Origin of the sequence: Streptomyces sp. DG1A-41 (assembly GCF_037055355.1) — a bacterium.
Taxonomy (GTDB): Bacteria; Actinomycetota; Actinomycetes; order Streptomycetales; family Streptomycetaceae; genus Streptomyces.
This window is the reverse complement of sequence record NZ_CP146350.1, coordinates 6646256-6666821: the sequence shown is the minus strand read 5'-3', so window position 1 is coordinate 6666821 and position 20566 is coordinate 6646256. Positions and strand designations below refer to the sequence as shown.

Sequence of the window (20566 nt, the reverse complement as noted above, 5' to 3'; positions counted from 1 at the left end):
ACTTAGGGGCGCGGGGAACTGCGCGAACAACCACAACGCAGCCGCAGCCAACACACGACGAACAGCCCTACGGCGAGAACTCACACAAGGGGCATCACCCCTTGACGGCCCCCGTGAGCATGCCCTTCTTGAAGTGCTTCTGGACGAAGGGCGACAGGACGGCGACCGGCAGGAGGGCCATCACCATGACGGCCATCTGCACGGCCAGGCCCGACAGCTGCCCGGTCTTGATGGCCTGGCCCAACCCCACCGGTGCTTCCTGCTTCTGCACCAGCTGGATCATGACGTTCTGCAACGGCATCATGTCCTGGTCGTTCAGGTACAGGGAGGCGTTGAACCAGGCGCTCCAGTACCCGACGGCGTAGAACAGCGTGATGACGGCGAGCACCGCACGCGACAACGGCATGACGATCTGCCACAGGATCCGGAAGTCCCCGGCCCCGTCGATCCGCGCACTGTCGATGAGCTCCTGCGAGATCCCCATGAAGAAGCCGCGCAGCACGAGGATGTTGAAGACGCTTAGGGCACTCGGCAGGATCAGCGCCAGATAGCTGTCGGTCAGGCCGAGGGACTGCACCAGAAGGTAGGTCGGGATGAGACCGGCGCTGAAGAACATGGTCGCCAGCAGCATCATCAGGATCCAGCGGTGGCCGAGGGAGCCGCTGCGGGACAGGCCGTAGGCACACAGGACGGACACCGTCATCGAGAACAGCGTGCCGACCAGGGTGACGAGGACGCTGATGATCGCCGCGCGGGTGACCTGGCCGCCGCTGAGCAGTTCCTTGTAGGCGATGAAGGTGATGTCCTTGGGCACCATCACCAGGCCGCCGGCCTCGTCGATGGTCTTGCGTGAGGACAGGCTGGTGACGACCACGATCCACAGCGGGAAGAGAATCGCCAGGCAGGCCAGCGACAGGGCGAGACCCTTGCCGGCGAGACCGGCCCTGGAGGGCGCCTCCTCCCAGGCCGGCCGGGGCGGCGCCTCCCACCAGCCAGGTTCCTTCACCGGCTTGTCGATGACGGCGCTCACTTCTTGTACACCCCCTGCTCGCCCATAAGATGGGCCACCTTGTTCGCGGCGAGGACCAGGCCGATGCTGATCACGCCCTTGATGAGTCCGGCGGCGGCCGCGTAGCCGAAGTCCTGGTTGCGCACGCCGTTCCACCACACGAAGGTGTCGAGGACCTCGGCCGCGCCCGGTCCGACGGCGTCGCGTTGCAGCAGGATCTGTTCGAAACCGACGGTGAGGGCGTCGCCGACCCGCAGGACCAGCAGCAAGGCGATCACCGGGCGCAGCGCGGGCAGCGTGACATGCCACATGCGGCGCCAGCGGCCGGCGCCGTCCATCGCGGCGGCCTCGTACAGGTCCGGGCTGACCGAGGCCAGTGCGGCGAGGAAGACGATGATCCCCCACCCGGCGTCCTTCCACACGCTCTGCGCGGTGATCAGGAGGGGGAAGGTGTTCGGGTCGGTCATGATGTTGAGGCCGTTGTAATCGTGCTGCCGCAGCAGCTGGGAGAGGATGCCCGCGCCGCCGAAGATTTGCTGGAAGACGGCGATGACCAGCACCCAGGAGAAGAAGTGCGGCAGGTAGAGAACGGCCTGTGCCACCGCCCGCACCCGGGGCCTGACCACGCTGTTGATGAGCAGCGCGAGCAGGATCGGGATCGGGAAGAACAGCACGAGCTGGAGGGAGAACAGCACCAGCGTGTTCTGGAGGGCGTTCCAGAACGCCGAGTCCTCGAAGATCCGCTGGAAGTTCTCCATGCCCACGAAGGGGCTGTTCAGCATGGAGACGATGCCGTTGTCGCTGATGTAGGGGTCGTAGTCCTGGAAGGCGACGACGTTGCCGAGGATCGGCAGGTAGTTGAAGACCAGGACCAGCACGACGGCCGGCAGGGTCATCAGGAGCAGGACGCGGTCGCGTCTGAACCTGAGCCACAGGCTCAGTTTCCCCGAGGGTCGCTTCTCCGGTGAACCGGTGGCGCCGCCGGACGCCACCGGGGTCTTCTCCGTCATGTCGGCCTCGGCCCTGCTCCGAGGCACCGTGCTGTGGGACACGGCCGTCTCCTTGCCTCGGTACTCGGTCAGTTGGACGCGGAGCCGTTCTCATCGAGGATCTTCATGTACCAGTCGCGCAGCTTGTCGCCGCCCTTGCTCTTCCAGTCGGAGACGGCCTGCTGCATGTCGCTGATCTTCTTGCGGCCGCGGGTGATGTCGTCCTCGAGCTGCTCGAAGTCGTTGCCGAGGTTGGTGTAGCGGCCAGGCTCGGTGATCTGCATGCCCCAGAAGGAGGACTTCTTGGTGAAGGCGCCCATCCGCTGCTGCCACTCGACTTGGCCCTTGGCGACGTCCGGGAAGTCGGGGTGGGCGAGAGTCGCCGCAGGGCTCGCGACCATCACGTAGGCGTTCATCACCTCGTTGTTGCCCTTGTCGGTCTTGACGGGGACGCCGTCCTTGACGGAGTAGTGGGTGCCCTCGACGCCGTAGTTGGTCATCATGTACTCCCTGGTGCCGTACGGCGCGGCGGTGACGTTGGCGACGGCCAGCACGTCACGGATGACCGACTCGGAGGCCTTCTTGTTGATGAAGGCGAAGATGCCGGCCGGCTGTTCGGCCCAGAGGCGTGGGTTGCCGCCGTCGTGGCCCCAGATGTCCATGCCCCAGATCTTGAACTCCGGGTTCTGGGTAGCCTGTTCGCTCGTGCGGCTCCACCACTGGGTGATGTTGTTGGGGTAGATCAGGAACTCGCCGGCGGCAAACTTAGGGCCGGGGTCGGGGGCGTTCTTGCCCAACTCGGAGTCGGGGTGCACGACTCCGGCGGCGAAGAGCTTGCGGGTCCACTCCAGGGCCTCGAGGTACTCCTCGGTCTCGATGCGGCAGATCAGCTTGCCGTCGACGAGGTTCCACCACAGCGGCTTCTCGCTGCCCGAGAGCACCCCGAAGTTCTGGAAGGCGGTCCACTTCATGTCGAGGCAGGCCCACCGCTTGGCCTTGGCGTTGGTGATCTCCTTGGCCAGGGCCATGAACTCGTCCGCCGACCGGGGGATCTCGTATCCCTCCTTGTCGAAGATGTCCTTGCGGTACAGCGGCACGATGCCGGTGACGTACGGGGCGGGCTGCGGCAGGCCGCGCAGTTTCCCGCCGAAGATGGAACGCTGCCAGGCGTCCGTAGGGATCGCGGCGAGGTTCGGGTACTCCTTGACCGCGTCCCCGGACAGGTACGGGCCAAGGTCGGCGAACTTGCTGATGATGGCGCTTGGGATCTTGCCGTTCATGTTCCAGCCGGGGACGACCACCACATCCGGGATGTCGCTGGAGGCGAGGACGGCGCCGAGCTTCTGGTCGTAGGTGTTGCCGTCCTGGTTCTGCCAGACGACGTCGACGCCTATCAGGTCGTTCATCGCCCTGTAGTAGGCGTTGTTCTGCTGAGGCGGGGAGCCCCAGAACGGCGACATGATGGTGACCTTGCCACCCTTGCCTAGCTTCTTCGAGACCGAGGTTTTCAAAGTGGCCAGGTCGAGCTTGCTGGTGAAACCGATCGCCGAGCCGTTCTTGGCCGGGATGTCCGGCTTCACCACGTTGCTGGCCACGAAGGCCGGCAGGATCTTCTTGGCGTCCTTGCCCGAGGTGGTGCCGTCGCGCGACCCGTTGTCCGACCCCCCGCAGGCGGCGAGCAACGGCACTCCCCCCGCCACCGCTGCGGTGGCGACCGCCGTGGAGGCGAGGAAACTTCTCCGGCTCGGTCCGGAGGAGGCGGAGGCGGCGTTCGGCGTCATTGCGTCAACCCTTCATGGCGCACCAGGACACCCGGCGGTGGGCCGTCGGCTGCGGTGTCTCGAGTGGAACTGGCTGAGCCGAAGCGATACTCCGACGCGTGACGAGGATGGCGCACCATTGGGTGGCGGACTTCACAGTCGAAGCGCTTCGATGTTGCTGCGAGGTTAAGTGAACACCCAGGGGTGCACAAGGGGCGATTCCAAGATTCCTCCGAGGTATGCACGATCGCGACCTGAGTCGTATGCCGCTTGGAATGCCGCCGAATGTCGCGAGTTGTTGCACCGGGGTGTCTTGACACCCACCCCCACGTCGAATGAGCATCGAAGCGCTTCGAAAGGGCCTTGCCGCTCCATCCCAGAGGGAAACCCACGTGACCGCACACACGCCGCCCAGCCCGCCGTTCCGCGATCCGCGCCTTCCGTTCGCGAAGCGGATCGACGACCTCCTGTCGCGGCTCACGCCGGCGGAGAAGATCGCCTTCCTGCACCAGTTCGCGCCCGCCGTGGAACGGCTCGGCATCGCCGCCTTCCGCACCGGCCAGGAGGCGCTGCACGGCGTGGCGTGGATGGGCCCGGCGACGGTGTTCCCGCAGGCGGTCGGCCTCGGCGCCACCTGGAACCCGGAGCTGGTGCGGCGCGTCGGCGACGCGGTGTCCAGGGAGGTCCGGGCGATGCGCGCCAAGGACGACCGGGTCGGCCTCAACGTCTGGGCCCCGACGGTCAACCTGCTGCGCCACCCCCTGTGGGGCCGCAACGAGGAGGGCTACTCGGAGGACCCGAAGCTCACCTCGACGATCGCCACCGCCTACACGCACGGCCTGCGCGGCGACCACCCGACCTACTGGCGCACCGCCCCCGTGCTGAAGCACTGGCTCGCACACAACAACGAGACGGACCGGTCCACGACGTCGAGCTCCGTGCGCCCGCGCGTGCTGCACGAATACGACCTGCGCGCCTTCCGCGAGACCGTCGAGGCGGGTGCGGTGGCCGGCGTGATGCCGGCGTACAACCTGGTCAACGGCCGCCCCAACCACGTCTCCCCCTACCTGGGCGAGCAGCTGCGCGCCTGGACCGAGGAGGACCTGCTGGTCTGCTCGGACGCGGGCGCGCCGAGCAACCTGGTCGATTCCGAGCACTACTTCGACACGCACGAGGAGGCCACCGCGGCCTCCCTCGTGGCGGGCGTCGACAGCTTCACGGACCATGGCACGGACTCCTCGCAGATGATCGGACGCCTGCGCGGCGCCCTGGAACGCGGGCTGCTCACCGAGGCCGACGTCGACACGGCCGTCCGACGGCAGCTCTCGGTCCGCTTCCGGCTCGGCGAGTTCGACCCGGAGTACGACCCGCACAACGCGACCAGCGAGTTCGACTCCCCGGCCCACCGCGCCCTCGCGCAGGAGGCCGCCGAGCAGGCCGTCGTGCTGCTCAAGAACGACGGCCTGCTGCCGCTCGCCCCGGACACCCGGGTCGCGGTGGTCGGTCTGCTCGCCGACGAGTGCAAGCTCGACTGGTACAGCGGCACGCTCATCCACCGCTCGACCCCGCTGGAGGGCCTGTACGAGCGGTTCGGCGCGGAGCGGGTGGAGTTCGCGGAGGGCGTGGACCGGGTCCGGCTGAAGGCCTCGGCCGGAACCTTCCTGCACGTCCCCGAGGCGGACGCCGACGACGAGGTGCGCGGCGCCGAGGGCGCCCTCGACCCGGCGCTGCTCGCGGGCCGCACCGACCTGCCCCCGCTCACCACCGACGCGACCGGCACGGAGCTCGCGCTGGTCGACTGGGGCGAGGGCGTGCTGACCCTGCGCGCGCCCGACGGCCGCTACCTCTCGGTCGCCGACGACGGCCGCGTCCGCGCCTCCGCCGACCAGCCGGGGGGCTGGATCGTCCAGGAGACGTTCCGCCTGGAACCGCACGAGAACGGGCACCTCCTGAAGCACCTGGGAACGGGTCGCCACGTGTGTGTCTCCGCCGACGGCGTGAAGGTTGCCGACGAAGATCCCGAGGTGTTCGAGCTGGTCGTCACCGAGCGCGGCGAGGAGGCGGTGGCGCGGGCCGCCGCGCAGGCCGACGTGGTCGTGGTGGTGGCGGGCAACGACCCGCACATCAACGGCCGCGAGACCGAGGACCGTACGACCCTGCGGCTGCCCGGTCACCAGGAGCGGCTGCTGCGGGCCGCCCGCGCGGCGAACCCGGCGACCGTGCTGGCGCTGGTCTCCGCCTACCCGTACGCGATCGACCCGGCAGATCTCCCGGCCGTGCTGTGGACCGCGCACGGCGGCCAAGCGGCCGGCACCGCCCTGGCCCGTGTGCTGGCCGGCGACGTCTCCCCCGCCGGCCGCCTCCCGCAGACCTGGTACGCCGGCGACGCCGACCTGCCCGGCCTCCTCGACTACGACGTGATCGGCAGCCGGCAGACGTACCTGTACTTCGAGGGCACGCCCCTGTTCCCCTTCGGGCACGGTCTGTCGTACACGTCGTTCTCGTACGACGGCCTGACGGCCCGGGTCGCGGACGGGTCGGTGCACGTCTCTTTCACGGTCACCAACACCGGTGACGTCACCGCCGACGAGGTCGCCCAGCTCTACACCCGGGCCGTCGACCCGTCCGTGCCGCGTCCGCGCCGCGAGCTGCTGGACCACCGCCGCGTCACCCTCGCCCCCGGGGCGACGGCGGAGGTGGGTTTCCAGGTGCCGTTGTCCGCCTTCGCGTTCTGGGACGTTGCCCAGGACCGGTGGCGTCTGGAGCCGGGCGCGTACGAGCTGCTGGCCGGGGCCTCCAGCGAGGACGTCCGGCTGCGGACGGCCGTCACGCTGGACGGCGAGCCCGCCCTTCCGCGCCCGGTCGTCGCGGGCGGTCTGGCCGCGGCCGGCTTCGACGAGCACAGCGGCATCGAGATCGTCGACCGTACGAAGGTGTCGGGCGACGCGGTGACGCCGGCGGACGGGGCGACGGGCGAAGTCGTCTACCGGCGCTGCGACTTCGGGCGCGGCATCGAAGAGGTGACGGTGGAGGTGGCCGGCGAGGGCACGGTCGAGCTGTCCCTCGACGGCGGCCCTGCGCTCGCGGTGCTGTCGCCCGGCACCCCCACGGCGGGCCCGTACGACTACGTCTCGCTCGGCGCGTCCGTCGCCGCCGCGGGCGTGCACGACGTGCACCTCAGACTGCGCGGCCCGCTGCGGCTCGCGCACGTCGGCTTCTCCGGTTGAGGGTCCGGAGCAGGCCGGCGCAGAGAAGGGGCCCGGCACCGGAAGGCATCGGTGCCGGGCCTCTTCGCACAGCCTATATGAAAATGGTTCCCATGAGCTAGAGGTTGATTCCGGTCAGCACCATCACGCGCTCGTACGTGTAGTCCTCCATCGCGAACCGCACGCCCTCACGGCCCACGCCGGACTGCTTGACGCCGCCGTACGGCATCTGGTCGGCGCGGTAGGACGGCACGTCGCCGACGACCACGCCGCCGACCTCCAGGGCGCGGTGGGCCCGGAAGGCGGTCTGGAGGTCGTGGGTGAAGACGCCCGCCTGGAGGCCGTACTTGGAGTCGTTGACGGCGGCGAAGGCCTCGGCCTCGCCGCTCACCTTCTGCACGGTGAGGACCGGCCCGAAGACCTCCTCGCAGGAGAGGGTGACACCGGCCGGAACGTCGGCCAGCACGGTCGGCGCGTACGAGGCGCCGTCGCGCTTGCCGCCGGTGAGCAGCCGGGCACCGGCGTCGACCGCTTCCCGCACCCAGGTCTCGACGCGCTTGGCGGCGTCCTCGCTGACCAGCGGCCCGACGTCGGTCGCGTCGTCGCTCGGGTCGCCGGTGACCTGGGCCTCGACGGCGGCGACGATGCGCGGCAGCAGCCGGTCGTACACGGAGGCGTCCGCGATGACCCGCTGGACGGAGATGCAGGACTGCCCGCCCTGGTAGTTGGAGAAGGTGGCGATGCGGTTCGCCGCCCGGTCCAGGTCCTCGTCGCTCGTCCAGTCGGCGAGGACGACGGCCGCGCCGTTGCCGCCCAGCTCCAGGGTGCAGTGCTTGCGCGGCACCGAGTCCATGATCGCGTAGCCGACCTTCTCGGAGCCGGTGAAGGAGATCACGGGCAGGCGCTCGTCCTGCACGAGGGCGGGCATCTTGTCGTTGGCGACCGGCAGGATGCTCCAGGAGCCCGCGGGCAGGTCGGTCTCGGCCAGCAGGTCGCCGATGATCAGGCCGGACAGCGGGGTGGCCGGGCCGGCTTGAGGATGATCGGGGCACCGGCGGCGATGGCCGGGGCGACCTTGTGGGCGCAGAGGTTGAGCGGGAAGTTGAAGGGTGCGATGCCCAGTACGACGCCCTTCGGGAAGCGGCGGGTGAGGGCGAGCCGGCCCTGGCCGCCGAGGTCGGTGTCGAGGCGCTGGGCCTCGCCGCCGTTGAACCGCCGGGCCTCCTCGGCCGCGAAGCGGAAGACGGACACGGCCCGGCCGACCTCGCCGCGCGCCCACTTGAGCGGCTTGCCGTTCTCGGCGGAGATCAGCCGCGCGATCTCCTCGGTGCGCTCGGCGAGGCGCTTGCTGACGTGGTCGAGGGCGGCGGCGCGGACATGGGCGGGGGTGGCGGCGAACTCGTCCCGCACGGTGTACGCGGCGGCCACGGCCTCCTCGACCTGCGCGTCCGTCGGCACGCTCACCTTGCCGACGAGCCGCCCGTCCCACGGGGAGGTGACGTCGAAGGTGTCCTCGCCGGTGGCCTGACGGCCGGCGAGCCAGAAGGCGTGGGTGGAGGTCATGTGGGTTCCGGCCCTTCGGCGTTGGGGGTGGTCCTGTGCTTCGGGATCAACGGTAGGCGCGGGGTGACCGAACGGCGTTTGTCCGGGGCGTAGCAATAGGAGGCGGGGACACTACGGTCTGGCTACTCGGAGCTGGTCGCCTTGAGGGCCAGCCAGAGCTCCATACGGGCGTCGGCGTCGTCCAGGGAGCGGCCGAGGATCTCCTCGACCCGCCGCATGCGGTAGCGGAGGGTGTGGCGGTGGACGCCGAGATCGGCCGCCGCCGCGTCCCACTGGCCGTGCCGGGACAGCCAGGCGCGCAGGGAGGCCACGAGGTCGCCGCGGCCCGTGGCGTCGTGCTCGTACAGCGGCCGCAGCATCCCGTCGGCGAAGGCCCGTACCGCGTCGTCCGCCAGCAGCGGCAGCACGGATCCGGCCGCCATCTGCTCGTGCTCCACGAGGACGCGCCCGCGCCGCCGCGCCACCGACAGCGCCTGCTCGGCCTGCTTGTACGCGGCGGAGGCGGCGATGGGCCCGGCCGGCGCCGACAGCCCCACGACCAGCTCGTCCTCCTCGCCGCCCGCCACCTTCTCGCCTACGCCGGCCCGGGCCGTCTCCAGGGCGGCCGCGTACTCCCCGCAGGCCGCGGCGGCGGCGCCGCCGTCCGCGGCCAGCACCACCAGCCGTTCCCCCTCCGGCACGACGAGGACGGCCTCGCCGGCCCGGGCCGCGGCGGACTCCATGACGTCGGCGAGCGCCGCGAGGGGGTCGCCGTTGGTGTCGGCCGCGGCGAGCGCGGCGGCCGACGGCCGCTCGACGGCCGGGGCGCCCGCCCCGGCCTCGGCACGGGCCAGCGCGGCCGAGGCCGACACCGGCACCCGCTCCGCGACCAGCATCCGGAACGGCGCGTCCAGCAGCCCGCCGTAGAGGTCCCCGGCGACCGCTCGCGCGTGGTCCGGCTCCCCGGCCAGCAGCATGCGCAGCACCGCCGCGCCGATCCGCTGCTCGGCGGCCTGGAGGGACCGGGAGCGCTCCGTGGTCAGGGTCAGCAGTGCGATGGCCGAGTGGACGGCGTAGCGCTCGGCGGTGCCGAGGGCGGCGGCCGTGCCCACGGCGAGGGCCGCGCGGGGGCGCCGGCCCGTGCCGATGGTGTGCAGTTCGACCCGGTCCTCGTGCTCCGGTCCGCCGACCACCGACGAGGCGGGCGCGGGCCGTTCCCGCAGCCGCTGTATGTCGCCGGTGAGCCGCGCGGCCCGCCGCCCGGCCCACTCCGGTGCCGTGGCGACGACGGCGCCGGAGGCGTCGTACAGCGCGGCCCATCCGTCGACCTGCGAGGCCAGCGCGGCCAGCAGCCCCTCCGGACCGCCCGTCTGCGCCTGCCTGGTCAGCTCGCGCTGGGCGGCGAACCCGGCCGTGACGGCCCGGTACTGGTCGGCGGCGATCGCGGCGGACACGGCCTTGCTGATGGCGAGGAACGGCGTGCGGCGCGGCACCTCCAGCAGCGGCAGGCCCTCCTCCTCGGCCGCGTCGACGAGCGCCTTGGGGATCTCCTCGTAGTTGACGCCGACGGCGAAGCCGAGCCCGACCACGCCGGCCCCGACCAGCCGCCGTACGTAGCGGCGCATGGCCTCCGGGTCCTCGGCGTCCAGTTTGAGCGCGGTGATCAGCAGCAGTTCCCCGCCCTCCATGTAGGGGACGGGGTCGGCGAGCTCGCTGACGTGCGCCCAGCGGACCGGCACGTCGAGGCCGTCTTCGCCCGCCCGCACGGTGAGTTTCAGCGCGGAGTGGTGGACGAGCGAGGCGAGCGTCGGGGGCATGAGGCCTTCAGGTCTGCGTCAGGACTGTGTGATCTCTGTGCTCTTTTGGTCGCCAGGTATGAACGACCTGTGCCGATTCTGCCTCACCGTACGGTCCCCGCGTACCGGCACCGGCCGGAACACGTCAGCCCCGAAGATCCACCAGCAGCGGTGGCGCGTGCTCGCCCTTGACGTCGGTCAGCGACAGCACCGCGTGCCCGGCCGGCATCCCGTGCGCCAGCTCGGAGGCGGACCAGCGTTCCCGCTCGACCTGCCGTACGGTCACCGCCCGCGCGGTCGGGGCCTTGCCGGTCATCACCCGACGCAACATGTGCACGGCCTTGCCGGCGGGTGTCTCCGCGATGATCTGCCGGTCGGTGACGTCCCGGGCCTCGGTCCACTCCTTGCCCCACACCTCGGCGAAGTCCTGCCCGTCCCACGGGGTGAGTCCCGACAGCGCCATCCGGCAGCCGGTGGCCCCGAGCAGCGGCCCGCGCAGCGGCCGGGGCACGTCGTCCAGCGTCCGCAGGGTCAGCACGACCCCGGCGTTGCCGGACCGCAGCCGCTGGATACCGCGCACGGCCTCGGGTGTCACCACCCCGGTCGCGTCATCGAGCAGCAGACAGGCGAACAGCGACCGGTCCTCCCGTACGGCGACACTCGCCGTGAACTGCGCGAGCACCAGCCGCGCCAGCATCCGGGAGGCATCGGCGTGCCCGCGCTCGGGCAGGTCGATCCGCACCCGCACGGGATGATCGAGGGCCTTGAGGGTGAAGGGCCGGGTGGCCCCGGAGGTATCGAAGAAGGAGGCGAAGGCGGGCCGGTCCAGCAAGGCCACCCGATCCGCGAGCACCCCGCCGACGTCACCCGGCTGCCCCATCTGCCGTTCCCGGGCGTCCAGTTCCCGCAGCAGCGACTCCTGCCCGGCGTCCTGAAGCCCCTGCCGCAGGGCGGCCAGCGGCCCCGGAGCCCCGTCCAGCAGCTGCCGCAGCTCCGGTACGGACGGAAAACGCCCGTGCACGGCCCGGAACGGCCCGAGCAGCTGGGCGAGCACGTTCGTGGAACGCCGGCTGTCACTCCCCGGGTGTGGGTCGGCGAGATCGCCCACCAGCGCCTCGGCGAGCACGGCCGCGGCCTCGTCCGGGTCGCCGGTCCCCCCGTACAGGTCCACGTCGTACTCGGAGTCCTGGTTCCCGATCCGCACGACGACGTCATACGCGTCGGCAGGCCCGAGCCCGGCCCCCGCCGCCCCGACCACGACGACAGCGGCCCGCCCGGCGAGAGCATGCAGACACAGCGACTCGGCGAGGGGCCGCACGACGGTCCCGGTCTTTCCGGATCCGGCGGGGCCGACGGCCACGAGCGAGGTGCCGAGCAGGTCGGGCCCGAGGCCGAGGCCCGCCCCGCGGTAGGAGTACGGGTTGCGGGAGTCGTCCACGGTGGTCCCCAGCCGTACCTGGCCGGTGACCAGGTCGTGCCGGGCGAGCCGCGCCGGCAAATCGCGCTCCCCGGAGGGGTGGAGGCAGGCGGCGGCTCCGTCCCGAAGGACCGTGGAGCTGAAGGTGGCGAGGCTGTGCCGTCCGGTGCGCACGCCCTGCCAGGCACGGAGGATCCGGGCATGATCGACGTCCCCCATGAGCCCGGAGCGGGCCTCGGCGGCGAGCCGCTCGGCGGCGTCGACGGCTCCGGCGGCGCGGAGCTCGTTCCACTGGGCCGGGTCGTCCTGGGCGGCCGGTTGTGCCTCCTGGGATTCCGGCCGACGGAAACGGGGGGCGACGAAACGGCGCCACACCTCGCCCCAGCGGCCGAGCCGCGCCACGCCGACCATGATCGCCAGGGCGACGAGCAGCTCGTAACCCTGGTAGACGATGAACGTGCCGGTCTCGCCGATGCCGCTGTCGGCACCACGCCAGGCGTCGGGAACGATCAGGTCGAACGGCACCCACCACCAGTTGCCGAGATAGCCGTTCTGGAGCAGCGACCAGATCAGCCATCCCACCAGGAAGGCGATCAGCGCCCCGCTCAGCAGCTGCCGGGTGGGGATCTCCTCGGGCTCCTCCGCGGGCCGCGGCCGGTGCCCGAACCGCCACACACCGGGCGGCGCCTCGGGCCGGGGCGTACGCAGCCACGTCAGGAAGGAGGACCCGTCCGGCATCGGAGGCACCCCGGGCGCCCGGATCGGCCGGGGCGGCACAACGGATCCGCCCGGCGGCGCGCTGAGGCCGTTCGGCGGCCCGCTGAGGCCGTTCGGCGGCACCGCGGGCACCTCCGGCGGCCCCGCCGGACGCGGCACCGGGTTCGCATGCGTACCCCGCGCCTCCTGCGTCCCGTCGCTGTCCATCGCCTTTGCCCCCTGACCAGCCGCTCCGTCCACCATCAGCGAGCCAATCTAACGCCCTCCCCTGGGGAGTTCACCGCTTACACGGCCGGGGCGTGGGCACCGGCCCACGAGACCGCCATGTCCACCCCGGACAAGCCGCCCCGCCGACAACGCCCACATGGAGCATGCCCACCCCCCTCCCCCCGCCCTAGCCTGCGACAAAAGAAGCGAAGTGTCTGTACATCCCGTCCGCACCACCCAGGAGCCCCGCATGAGCGCACTTCCGCAGGAGCGTCGCGTCGTCACCGCCATCCCCGGACCGAAGTCGCAGGAGTTGCAGGCCCGCCGTACCGCCGCGGTCGCGCAGGGTGTGGGGTCCGTGCTGCCCGTTTTCACGGCGCGGGCCGGGGGCGGGATCATCGAGGACGTCGACGGGAACCGGCTGATCGACTTCGGGTCGGGCATCGCCGTGACCTCCGTCGGCGCCTCCGCCGAGGCCGTCGTGCGCCGGGCGTCCGCGCAGCTCGCCGACTTCACCCACACCTGTTTCATGGTCACGCCGTACCAGGGGTACGTCGAGGTCGCCGAGGCGCTCGCGGAGCTGACGCCTGGTGACCACGCCAAGAAAAGCGCGCTGTTCAACTCCGGCGCCGAGGCCGTCGAGAACGCCGTGAAGATCGCGCGGTCGTACACGAAGCGGCAGGCCGTCGTGGTGTTCGACCACGGCTACCACGGGCGGACCAACCTGACCATGGCGCTGACGTCCAAGAACATGCCGTACAAGCACGGCTTCGGGCCGTTCGCGCCCGAGGTGTACCGCGTGCCCGTGGCGTACGGCTACCGCTGGCCGACCGGTCCCGAGAACGCCGGTCCCGAGGCCGCCGCGCAGGCCATCGACCAGATCAGCAAGCAGGTCGGCGCGGAGAACGTCGCCGCGATCATCATCGAGCCGGTGCTCGGCGAAGGCGGTTTCATCGAGCCGGCCAAGGGCTTCCTGCCGGCGATCCGCACGTTCGCCTCCGACCACGGCATCGTCTTCGTCGCCGACGAGATCCAGTCCGGCTTCTGCCGTACCGGGCAGTGGTTCGCGTGTGAGGACGAGGGCATCGTCCCGGATCTGATCACCACCGCCAAGGGCATCGCCGGTGGTCTGCCGCTCGCCGCCGTGACCGGGCGCGCCGAGATCATGGACGCCGCGCACGCCGGCGGCCTGGGCGGCACCTACGGCGGCAACCCGGTCGCCTGCGCGGGCGCCCTGGGCTCGATCGAGACCATGAAGGAGCTCGACCTCAACGCCAGGGCGAAGACCATCGAGGCCGTGATGAAGGCGCGCCTTTCCGCCATGCAGGAGAAGTTCGACGTCATCGGCGACATCCGCGGCCGTGGCGCGATGATCGCCATCGAGCTGGTCAAGGACCGCGCCACCAAGGAGCCGAACCCGGAGGCGACCGCCGCACTCGCCAAGGCCTGCCACGCCGAGGGCCTGCTGGTCCTGACCTGTGGCACCTACGGCAACGTGCTCCGCTTCCTGCCCCCGCTGGTGATCGGCGAGGACCTGCTGACCGAGGGCCTCGACATCATCGAGCAGGCCTTCGCACGCATCTGACGTCGGCTTCGCATCTGACGTCGGCTTCGCATCCGCCCCGGCGCCGGATCGCGCGCATCTGAGCCGCCATCGGGGCAGGTGAGCCGCTCCGGTTCCGCTACCGGGGCGGCGAGCGGCAGAGCGTGTGAAGAAGGTGTGCGAGGTGGATGACAGCAGGCCCTGCGGCCTGTCCTCCGCCCAGCCCCTGTCGTAGGTTCTACCCAGATGAGAGATACACCCCCGCCCACAGGGGACTGTGGGTGACATCAGGCCGGGGCCTCCCCAGCTTCGACCTGGTCGTGCCCTCGCGCACACAACCGGAGCCTGAGGCTCTGGATCTCCTCACCGATCGGACAGTCGCCCGCCCCAAACCCCCCGGGGCGCGCGACGTTCCGGTCCGGACGGCCGCCTCGGAACCACCCCCCCTGTTCCGGGGCGGCCGACCTCCCTCTACGCCACGCTGTGCGGCGGCTTCCTGAGCACTTCCGTCAGTGCCGAGATGCTGTGCTCGCCATGACCCGCCTCGGCCGCCCGTCGCACGAGGTCGTGCAGGGGGGCCAGCCAGGTGGTGTCGACGTTCGTCTCCTCGCTCAGGTCGTCGTCATGGACCGCGCCCGCGAGGAAGAGGTTCACCGAACTGGCGGCATCGCCGTAGGCACCGCTGTCGATCTCCGCGGCGTAGACGGGCAGCAGCGCTTTGATCATGTCCAGCCACTTGCCGGCGAACCGCACCATCGAGTCCACCCGCAGCCCGCGCGCCTGGACGGCGGCGGCCCCCTGGAAGAAGCCGACGAGCGCGGGCAGCAGCATCGCACCCACCGCCATCTCGTACAGCGCGGCGAGATCGGGCTCCTCCCCGAGATGGACGGTGTCGCCGCCCAGCACTCTCAGGGTCCTCTCGTGTTCGTCGAAGACGGCCTTGTCCCCGCTGTAGTAGAGCAGGGTGTCCGGCTTCCCCACGGCCGACGGCACGTTCTTGACGGCCCCGGCGAGCAGACGGGCGCCGTGCGCGGTGGCCCACGCGGCCGTCTCACGGGCGCCGGCCGGGGAGCCGCTGTTCAGTGTGACGAGAGCCCGGCCCCGTAACACCCCGGCGGCCGGTTCCAGTGCCGCGCGGGTGTCCTCGAAGGTGGTCAGGCAGGTGACGACCAGTCCACTCGCCGCGACCGCGTCCGCGACGGACGCGGCGTGCAGCGCCCCCTGGTCCACCAACGGCCCGGCCCGGCCCGGGGTGCGGTTCCAGACGGTCGTCGGGTGCCCCGCCGTCACGAACGCCCCCGCCAGTGCCCGGCCCATCGAGCCCAGTCCGACGACGGTGACCGGTGTGCGGTTGTCCCCAGCCATGTTTTCTCTCCCTTGTTCTCCGTACGGGAAATCCATGCTGGGTGATCGCGTACATTCCCTCAAGTACCTACATTTTCCTCGGGTACTGACATTCTTGTTCGTGGGAGGGCCGAATGACGAAGCGCACCTATACGTGCGGACTGGACGCCGCCATCGCCGTCATGGGCGGAAAGTGGAAGGGTCTGATTCTGTTCTCGCTCGGTGAGGGGCCGTTACGCTTCGGGGAGTTGAGGCGGGCCGTGGCCGGAATCAGCGAAAGGATGCTGATCCTTCAGCTCCGGGAGATGGAGCACAGCGGTCTCATACACCGCGAAGCGCATCATCAAGTGCCGCCGAAGGTGGAGTACTCGCTGACCGATTTCGGCCGTTCCCTCAACGCGGCGATGGCGCCCCTCGGTGAATGGGGCGAGGAAAATCTGGAGCGGATCGAAGCCATTCCGTGAGCGGGAATCATGCCGTTCCTTCGGCGGGCAGGGCCGGTTCCGGGCGGTGTATTCCTCGGGGGCGGTATCCCAGGACGTCCGCGAGGCCGACGAGATCCGCGAGCAGCCAGACGATGGCGAGCCACATCTCCGTGCCCTGGAGGCCGGGTTCACGCCCCGGGCCGGTGCCGTCGGGGGTGGGGCCGAAGGGGAAGCCCCGGCCCGGGTGCCAGCGGCGCAGGGCGGCGGTGAGCTGGGTCGCCGCCCAGGAGCGGGCCTCCTCGGCGCGGTGGGTGGTCTGCCGGGCGCAGAGCCACAAGGGGTGGATCACGTCCAGGACGTTGCAGGCGTTCTCGCGGCCCGGGGAGAAGTGGCGGGGGTCGCGAGCGTGGTCGAGGACCGTGTCGATCACGCGCTCCGCGTACGGTACGGGCAGGCCGAACTGGCCGAAGGAGCCGCGGGTGAGCCGGTAGTAGCCGTTGACCATCTGGAGGCGCCCGGAGTCGGGGGTGGGAGAGCCCCACATGCCCGTCCAGGGATCGGCATGGGTGTGCATCCAGCCGAACAGCGCCTCCAGCGCCCCGGGCGCGGCAGCCTCCGTACCGAGGCGCAGGTTCCAGTGCGCGGCGGTGGCCCAGGAGTCGACCCACGCCCCGGCGTGCCAGGCACGATCGCGCCAGGGCAGCCCGGCCAGGTGCCGGACCAGCTGGTCCGCCGTGGTGGTGCGCACCGTGTGGACCGGGTGGGCGAAGGAACTGCCGAGCAGGTCCAGCGCGTAGCCGACGCACAGCACGTGATAGGCCGAGGCCCCGTCCCCCGGCAGCCCGGCCGGGCCGGGGACCGGCGGTGCCGCGCCGTACTCGGGGACCAGTCCGGTGGTGGGGTCCTGGAGCGCCCGCAGCCGTGCCGCGTGCTCGGCTGCGGACAGGTGGGGCGGCGCTTCCCCGAGCAGCAGCTCGGCGATCTCGACGGCGTCGCAGTGCGCCCGCACGGTCGGCTCGGTGCCGGGCCGGTCGACGTACCGCCCGGTGCCGGGCTGCCGGCAGTGGTCGAGCAGGTCGGCGGCCTGTGCGCGGGCGGTGGCGGCGAAGGCGGACAGTTCACCGGCGAGGGCCGACGGCTCCGGGGCGGGGTGCGGTGCCTCACTGCCCGATGCAGCGACACCGGATGCCTCAACACCCGATGCCGCACCACCGGGCGCCACACCGCCCGACACCCCCGCGTGTTGTGCCGCCCCGCGCGCCTCCCGGCGGTCGCGTATCCGTCGGGCCGGGTTGCCGGCCGCCACCGTCCACGCGGGCAGGTCCTTCGTGACGACCGCGCCGGCGCCGATGACGCAGTGGTCGCCGATGGTGACGCCGTCCAGGACGACCACGTGGGAGCCGATCCACACGTCGTCGCCGACCGTGATCCCGCGGCTGGTGACGGGCTGCTGATGAACCGGCAGCTCGGGCGAGGTCCCGTGGTTGAAGGCGAGCAACGAGCTGTGGGCGCCGATACGCACTCCGTTCCCGAGGGTGACGGTGCCGCGCACCACCGTGAAGGGATTGATCGTGCAGTCGGCACCCGCGCGTATGTCGCCGGTGACGTAGGCATGGGCCGCGATGTACGAGTGGTCGCCCAGGTGCAGGACGTCCGGGTACACCGCGGCCGTCTCCGCGACGAAGCAGTGCTCACCGAGCCGTACGGACCCCGTTCCCGACCCCGCTCCCCGAGCAGCCGCTTCTGCCGCTGCTCCTGTGCCGTGCGCTGACCGTCCGAGGCCTGCTCGGCGAAGAGCCACGGGCAGTGGTCGAAGTGGCCGTCGTCGTGGGACGGGTGATTCACGTGATCCTCCGCAAGGGGCGGCGAGTGGACGTCTGCGCTCGTGCCAAGCTGTGCCCCATGCCGATCCCCGCGAACCAGGAACGCGCCACGTCCCCCGCGCGGACGCGGAGAACACACCCGGGCGCCCTGACCCTGCTGTTCGGTTTTCCCGCCCTGCTCTTCGCCCTGATCACCTGGCAGGTCGTCGCCGACGGCCCGCTCCTCCGGCTCGACGAGCGCGTCAGCCGCGGCCTCGTCCATCCGGACGGTCTCTCCGAGTTTCTCTCCGACCTCGGCAACGTCCAGGTCGCGGTCCCGGTCCTCGCCATCGCCCTCGGATACGTCGCCCTGCGAACCCGCCGCACGCACCGCTGGTGGCTGCCCGTCACCGCCGCGGCCCTCCTCATGGCCCTGGTGCCGGCGCTGATCATCCCGCTCAAGGAGCTCACGGACCGCCCGGGCACCCCGGCCGTCCCTCCCGCAACCGGCTTCTACCCCTCGGGGCACACCGCCACGGCCGCCATCGCCTATGGCTGCGCGACCCTGCTGCTGCTCCCCCGGCTCGGCCCGCCCCTCGCCCGCCGCGCCCTGGTCGCCGCCTGCCTCGTCCTCGTACTCGGCGCGAGCTACGGCCTGGTCCGCCGCGGCTATCACTGGCCACTGGACGTGGTGGCCAGCTGGTGTCTGTGCGCGGTGCTGCTGTCGTCGCTGTGGCTGTTCCTCAGGCGGACGACGCCGCCCGTGCAGCCCAGCGGTAGGGCCTAATCGTCGTTCTCCGTGGCAAGCCCCGCCGCCGCCTCGTGCATCGCCAGTTCCAGCAGGGCCGGGTCCGTCAGGGTGCCCGTGCCGTCCGGGGGACGAGCCAGCGGACTCCGCCGGGTGAGGAACGGCCCGGGTACGGCACGACGATCCAGGTGCCGGCGCCCGCTGTGCGGATGCCCGTGCCGAGCCAGCGGGCCGCGGTGCCCGGCGGCACGAAGAACCCCATGCGCGCGTCGCCGAAGTCGACGAGGACGGGGCCCGGCTGGTCGAGGACGCGGCTGAGCACGTCGAGCGCGGCATAGCCGAGTTCGCCGGGCAGGATGAGCACGTCCCACGCGCTGCCGGCCGGCAGCAGCGCGATCCCGAGCGGGTTGCGCTCCCACTCCCAGCGGCAGGCCTCGGGATCGGGCGCGACGGATGAGAGCCACTCGACCGCCGTCTTCGCACCGGTCATCAGGAAGACCTCCTTCTCACTCGTGAATGTCGCGAACGCGCAGGGCGTCACGAGGGAGAGGGAGGTCTCCTTGCGGACATTACGCGGGTTCCGGCCCCTCATTGGAGTGAACCGTCTCACACCCGCCGGTTCAGCTGTCGAAGCCCAGCCCCAGCCGGTCCATCGTGCGCAGCCACAGGTTGCGGCGGCCGCCCTGGGCGTCCGCGCGGGCCAGGGACCACTTGGTGAGGGCGATGCCCGTCCAGGCGAAGGGCTCCGGCGGGAAGGGCAGGGGCTTCTTGCGGACCATGTGCAGTTCCGTGCGTTCCGTGCGCTCGCCGGACAGCAGGTCCAGCATCACCTCGGCGCCGAAGCGCGTCGCGCCGACGCCCAGGCCCGTGTAGCCCGCCGCGTAGGCGACCTTCTGCTGGTGGGCGGTGCCGAAGAACGCCGAGAAGCGGGAGCAGGTGTCGATCGCGCCGCCCCAGGCGTGCGTGAAGCGGACGCCCTCCAGCTGCGGGAAGCAGGTGAAGAAGTGCCCGGCGAGCTTGGCGTAGGTCTCCGGGCGGTCGTCGTACTCGGCGCGGACGCGGCCGCCGTAGGGGTAGATCGCGTCGTAGCCGCCCCAGAGGATCCGGTTGTCGGCGGACAGGCGGAAGTAGTGGAACTGGTTGGCGCTGTCCCCGAGGCCCTGGCGGTTCTTCCAGCCGATCGAGGCCAGTTGGGCGGGGCCGAGCGGCTCGGTCATGAGGGCGTAGTCGTAGACCGGGACGGTGTACGAGCGGACGCGTCTGACCAGGTTCGGGAAGATGTTGGTGCCGAGGGCGACCCGGCGGGCGCGGATCCGGCCGTAGGGGGTGCGTACGGCCATGCCGGCGCCGTACGGCTTCAGGGTCAGCGCCGGGGTGTGCTCGTAGACGCGGACGCCCAGCTTCACGCATGCCCGCTTCAGGCCCCAGGCCAGTTTCGCCGGGTGCAGCATCGCCACGCCCCTGCGGTCCCACAGGCCCGCATGGAAGGTCGGTGAGTTCACCTGTTCCCGGACCGCGTCGGCGTCCAGGAACTCGACGTCCTCGGCGAGGCCCCGGCGGGACGTCTCCGCGTGCCAGTCGCGCAGTTGCGCCGCCTGGTACGGCTCGGTGGCGACGTCGATCTCGCCGGTGCGTTCGAAGTCGCAGTCGATGGAGTGCCGGGCGACCGCCGCCTCGATCGCGTCGAGGTTGCGGGCGCCCAGCTCCTGGAGCTTGTGGATCTCCTCCGGCCAGCGGGCGAGGCCGTTGGGCAGGCCGTGGGTGAGGGAGGCGGCGCAGAATCCTCCGTTGCGGCCCGAGGCGGCCCAACCCACCTCGCGGCCCTCCACCAGCACCACGTCCCGCCGCGGGTCGCGTTCCTTGGCGATCAGCGCCGTCCACAGTCCGCTGTAGCCGCCGCCGACGACCAGCAGATCGCAGGTCTCGGAGGAGGTGAGGGCGGGTTCGGGGCGAGGCCGGCCGGGGTCGTCCAGCCAGTACGGGACCGGCTGGGCGTCGGAAAGCGAACGAATCCATTTGTACCGCTGCTTCATGGCGCTCGGGGCCATGATGTCAACTCCC

At 71.2% G+C, this 20566-nt stretch carries 12 protein-coding genes and 3 pseudogenes; 5 read left to right on the top strand and 10 right to left on the bottom strand.

What is annotated here, in order from left to right; genetic code table 11:
• Positions 1-94: 94 nt before the first annotated feature.
• From V8690_RS31290 to V8690_RS31280, 3 genes are read right to left on the bottom strand one after another with little or no spacing between them, the layout of a single operon-like run.
• Positions 95-1030, bottom strand: a complete 936-nt coding sequence (locus V8690_RS31290; RefSeq protein WP_338783444.1) for a carbohydrate ABC transporter permease — start codon at positions 1028-1030, stop codon at positions 95-97.
• A complete protein-coding gene (locus V8690_RS31285; RefSeq protein ID WP_184988875.1) occupies positions 1027-2061 on the bottom strand; it encodes an ABC transporter permease subunit in 1035 nt (344 codons plus the stop codon). The genes V8690_RS31290 and V8690_RS31285 overlap by 4 nt, the downstream gene beginning before the upstream one ends.
• Before the next feature lie 26 nt (positions 2062-2087).
• Positions 2088-3779 carry an extracellular solute-binding protein gene (locus V8690_RS31280; protein WP_338783443.1) on the bottom strand — a complete coding sequence of 564 codons (1692 nt, stop codon included), beginning with the start codon at positions 3777-3779 and terminating at the stop codon, positions 2088-2090.
• A gap of 371 nt (positions 3780-4150) precedes the next feature.
• Here V8690_RS31280 and V8690_RS31275 point away from each other — a divergent pair, with 371 nt between their 5' ends.
• Positions 4151-6985 (top strand): glycoside hydrolase family 3 C-terminal domain-containing protein, encoded by a 2835-nt coding sequence (locus tag V8690_RS31275; protein WP_338783442.1) that lies wholly within the window; start codon positions 4151-4153, stop codon positions 6983-6985.
• Positions 6986-7082: 97 nt separating this feature from the next.
• On the opposite strand, the pseudogene V8690_RS31270 reads toward V8690_RS31275, so the two are convergent.
• The 3 genes and pseudogenes from V8690_RS31270 to V8690_RS31260 form a co-directional block, all read right to left on the bottom strand.
• Positions 7083-8527: pseudogene (locus tag V8690_RS31270) on the bottom strand (aldehyde dehydrogenase family protein).
• Between the two features lie 122 nt (positions 8528-8649).
• Entirely contained in the window at positions 8650-10323 is a 1674-nt protein-coding gene (locus tag V8690_RS31265; protein ID WP_338783441.1) for a PucR family transcriptional regulator, read from the bottom strand.
• A 124-nt stretch (positions 10324-10447) separates the two neighbouring features.
• The gene (locus V8690_RS31260) at positions 10448-12643 is read right to left on the bottom strand and encodes an ATP-binding protein (RefSeq protein ID WP_338783440.1); all 2196 of its coding nucleotides are present in this window, start codon (positions 12641-12643) and stop codon (positions 10448-10450) included.
• A gap of 250 nt (positions 12644-12893) precedes the next feature.
• On the opposite strand from V8690_RS31260, the gene gabT reads away from it, so the two are divergent.
• Positions 12894-14228: a 4-aminobutyrate--2-oxoglutarate transaminase gene (gene gabT / locus V8690_RS31255; protein WP_338783439.1), complete on the top strand. Its 1335-nt coding sequence runs from the start codon at positions 12894-12896 to the stop codon at positions 14226-14228.
• A 204-nt stretch (positions 14229-14432) separates the two neighbouring features.
• Positions 14433-14649, top strand: a pseudogene (locus V8690_RS31250) (phosphoesterase); the annotation flags it as partial.
• An 8-nt stretch (positions 14650-14657) separates the two neighbouring features.
• Here V8690_RS31250 and V8690_RS31245 read toward each other — a convergent pair.
• A complete protein-coding gene (locus V8690_RS31245; RefSeq protein WP_338783438.1) occupies positions 14658-15551 on the bottom strand; it encodes an NAD(P)-binding domain-containing protein in 894 nt (297 codons plus the stop codon).
• 113 nt (positions 15552-15664) lie between these two features.
• Between V8690_RS31245 and V8690_RS31240 the strand changes: the two genes are divergently transcribed.
• The gene (locus tag V8690_RS31240) at positions 15665-15994 is read left to right on the top strand and encodes a helix-turn-helix domain-containing protein (protein ID WP_338783437.1); all 330 of its coding nucleotides are present in this window, start codon (positions 15665-15667) and stop codon (positions 15992-15994) included.
• A 7-nt stretch (positions 15995-16001) separates the two neighbouring features.
• On the opposite strand, the gene V8690_RS31235 is transcribed toward V8690_RS31240, so the two are convergent.
• The gene (locus tag V8690_RS31235) at positions 16002-17618 is read right to left on the bottom strand and encodes an acyltransferase (protein WP_338783436.1); all 1617 of its coding nucleotides are present in this window, start codon (positions 17616-17618) and stop codon (positions 16002-16004) included.
• Between the two features lie 239 nt (positions 17619-17857).
• Here V8690_RS31235 and V8690_RS31230 point away from each other — a divergent pair, with 239 nt between their 5' ends.
• A complete protein-coding gene (locus V8690_RS31230) occupies positions 17858-18544 on the top strand; it encodes a phosphatase PAP2 family protein (protein ID WP_338783434.1) in 687 nt (228 codons plus the stop codon).
• Here V8690_RS31230 and V8690_RS31225 read toward each other — a convergent pair.
• Together V8690_RS31225 and V8690_RS31220 are read right to left on the bottom strand one after the other, a co-directional pair.
• A pseudogene (locus V8690_RS31225) lies at positions 18541-18995 on the bottom strand (hypothetical protein). The gene V8690_RS31230 and the pseudogene V8690_RS31225 sit on opposite strands and share 4 nt — an antisense overlap.
• Positions 18996-19125: 130 nt before the next feature.
• On the bottom strand, positions 19126-20553 hold the full coding sequence (locus tag V8690_RS31220) for an FAD-dependent oxidoreductase (RefSeq protein ID WP_338783433.1): 1428 nt from the start codon (positions 20551-20553) through the stop codon (positions 19126-19128).
• Positions 20554-20566: the final 13 nt, after the last annotated feature.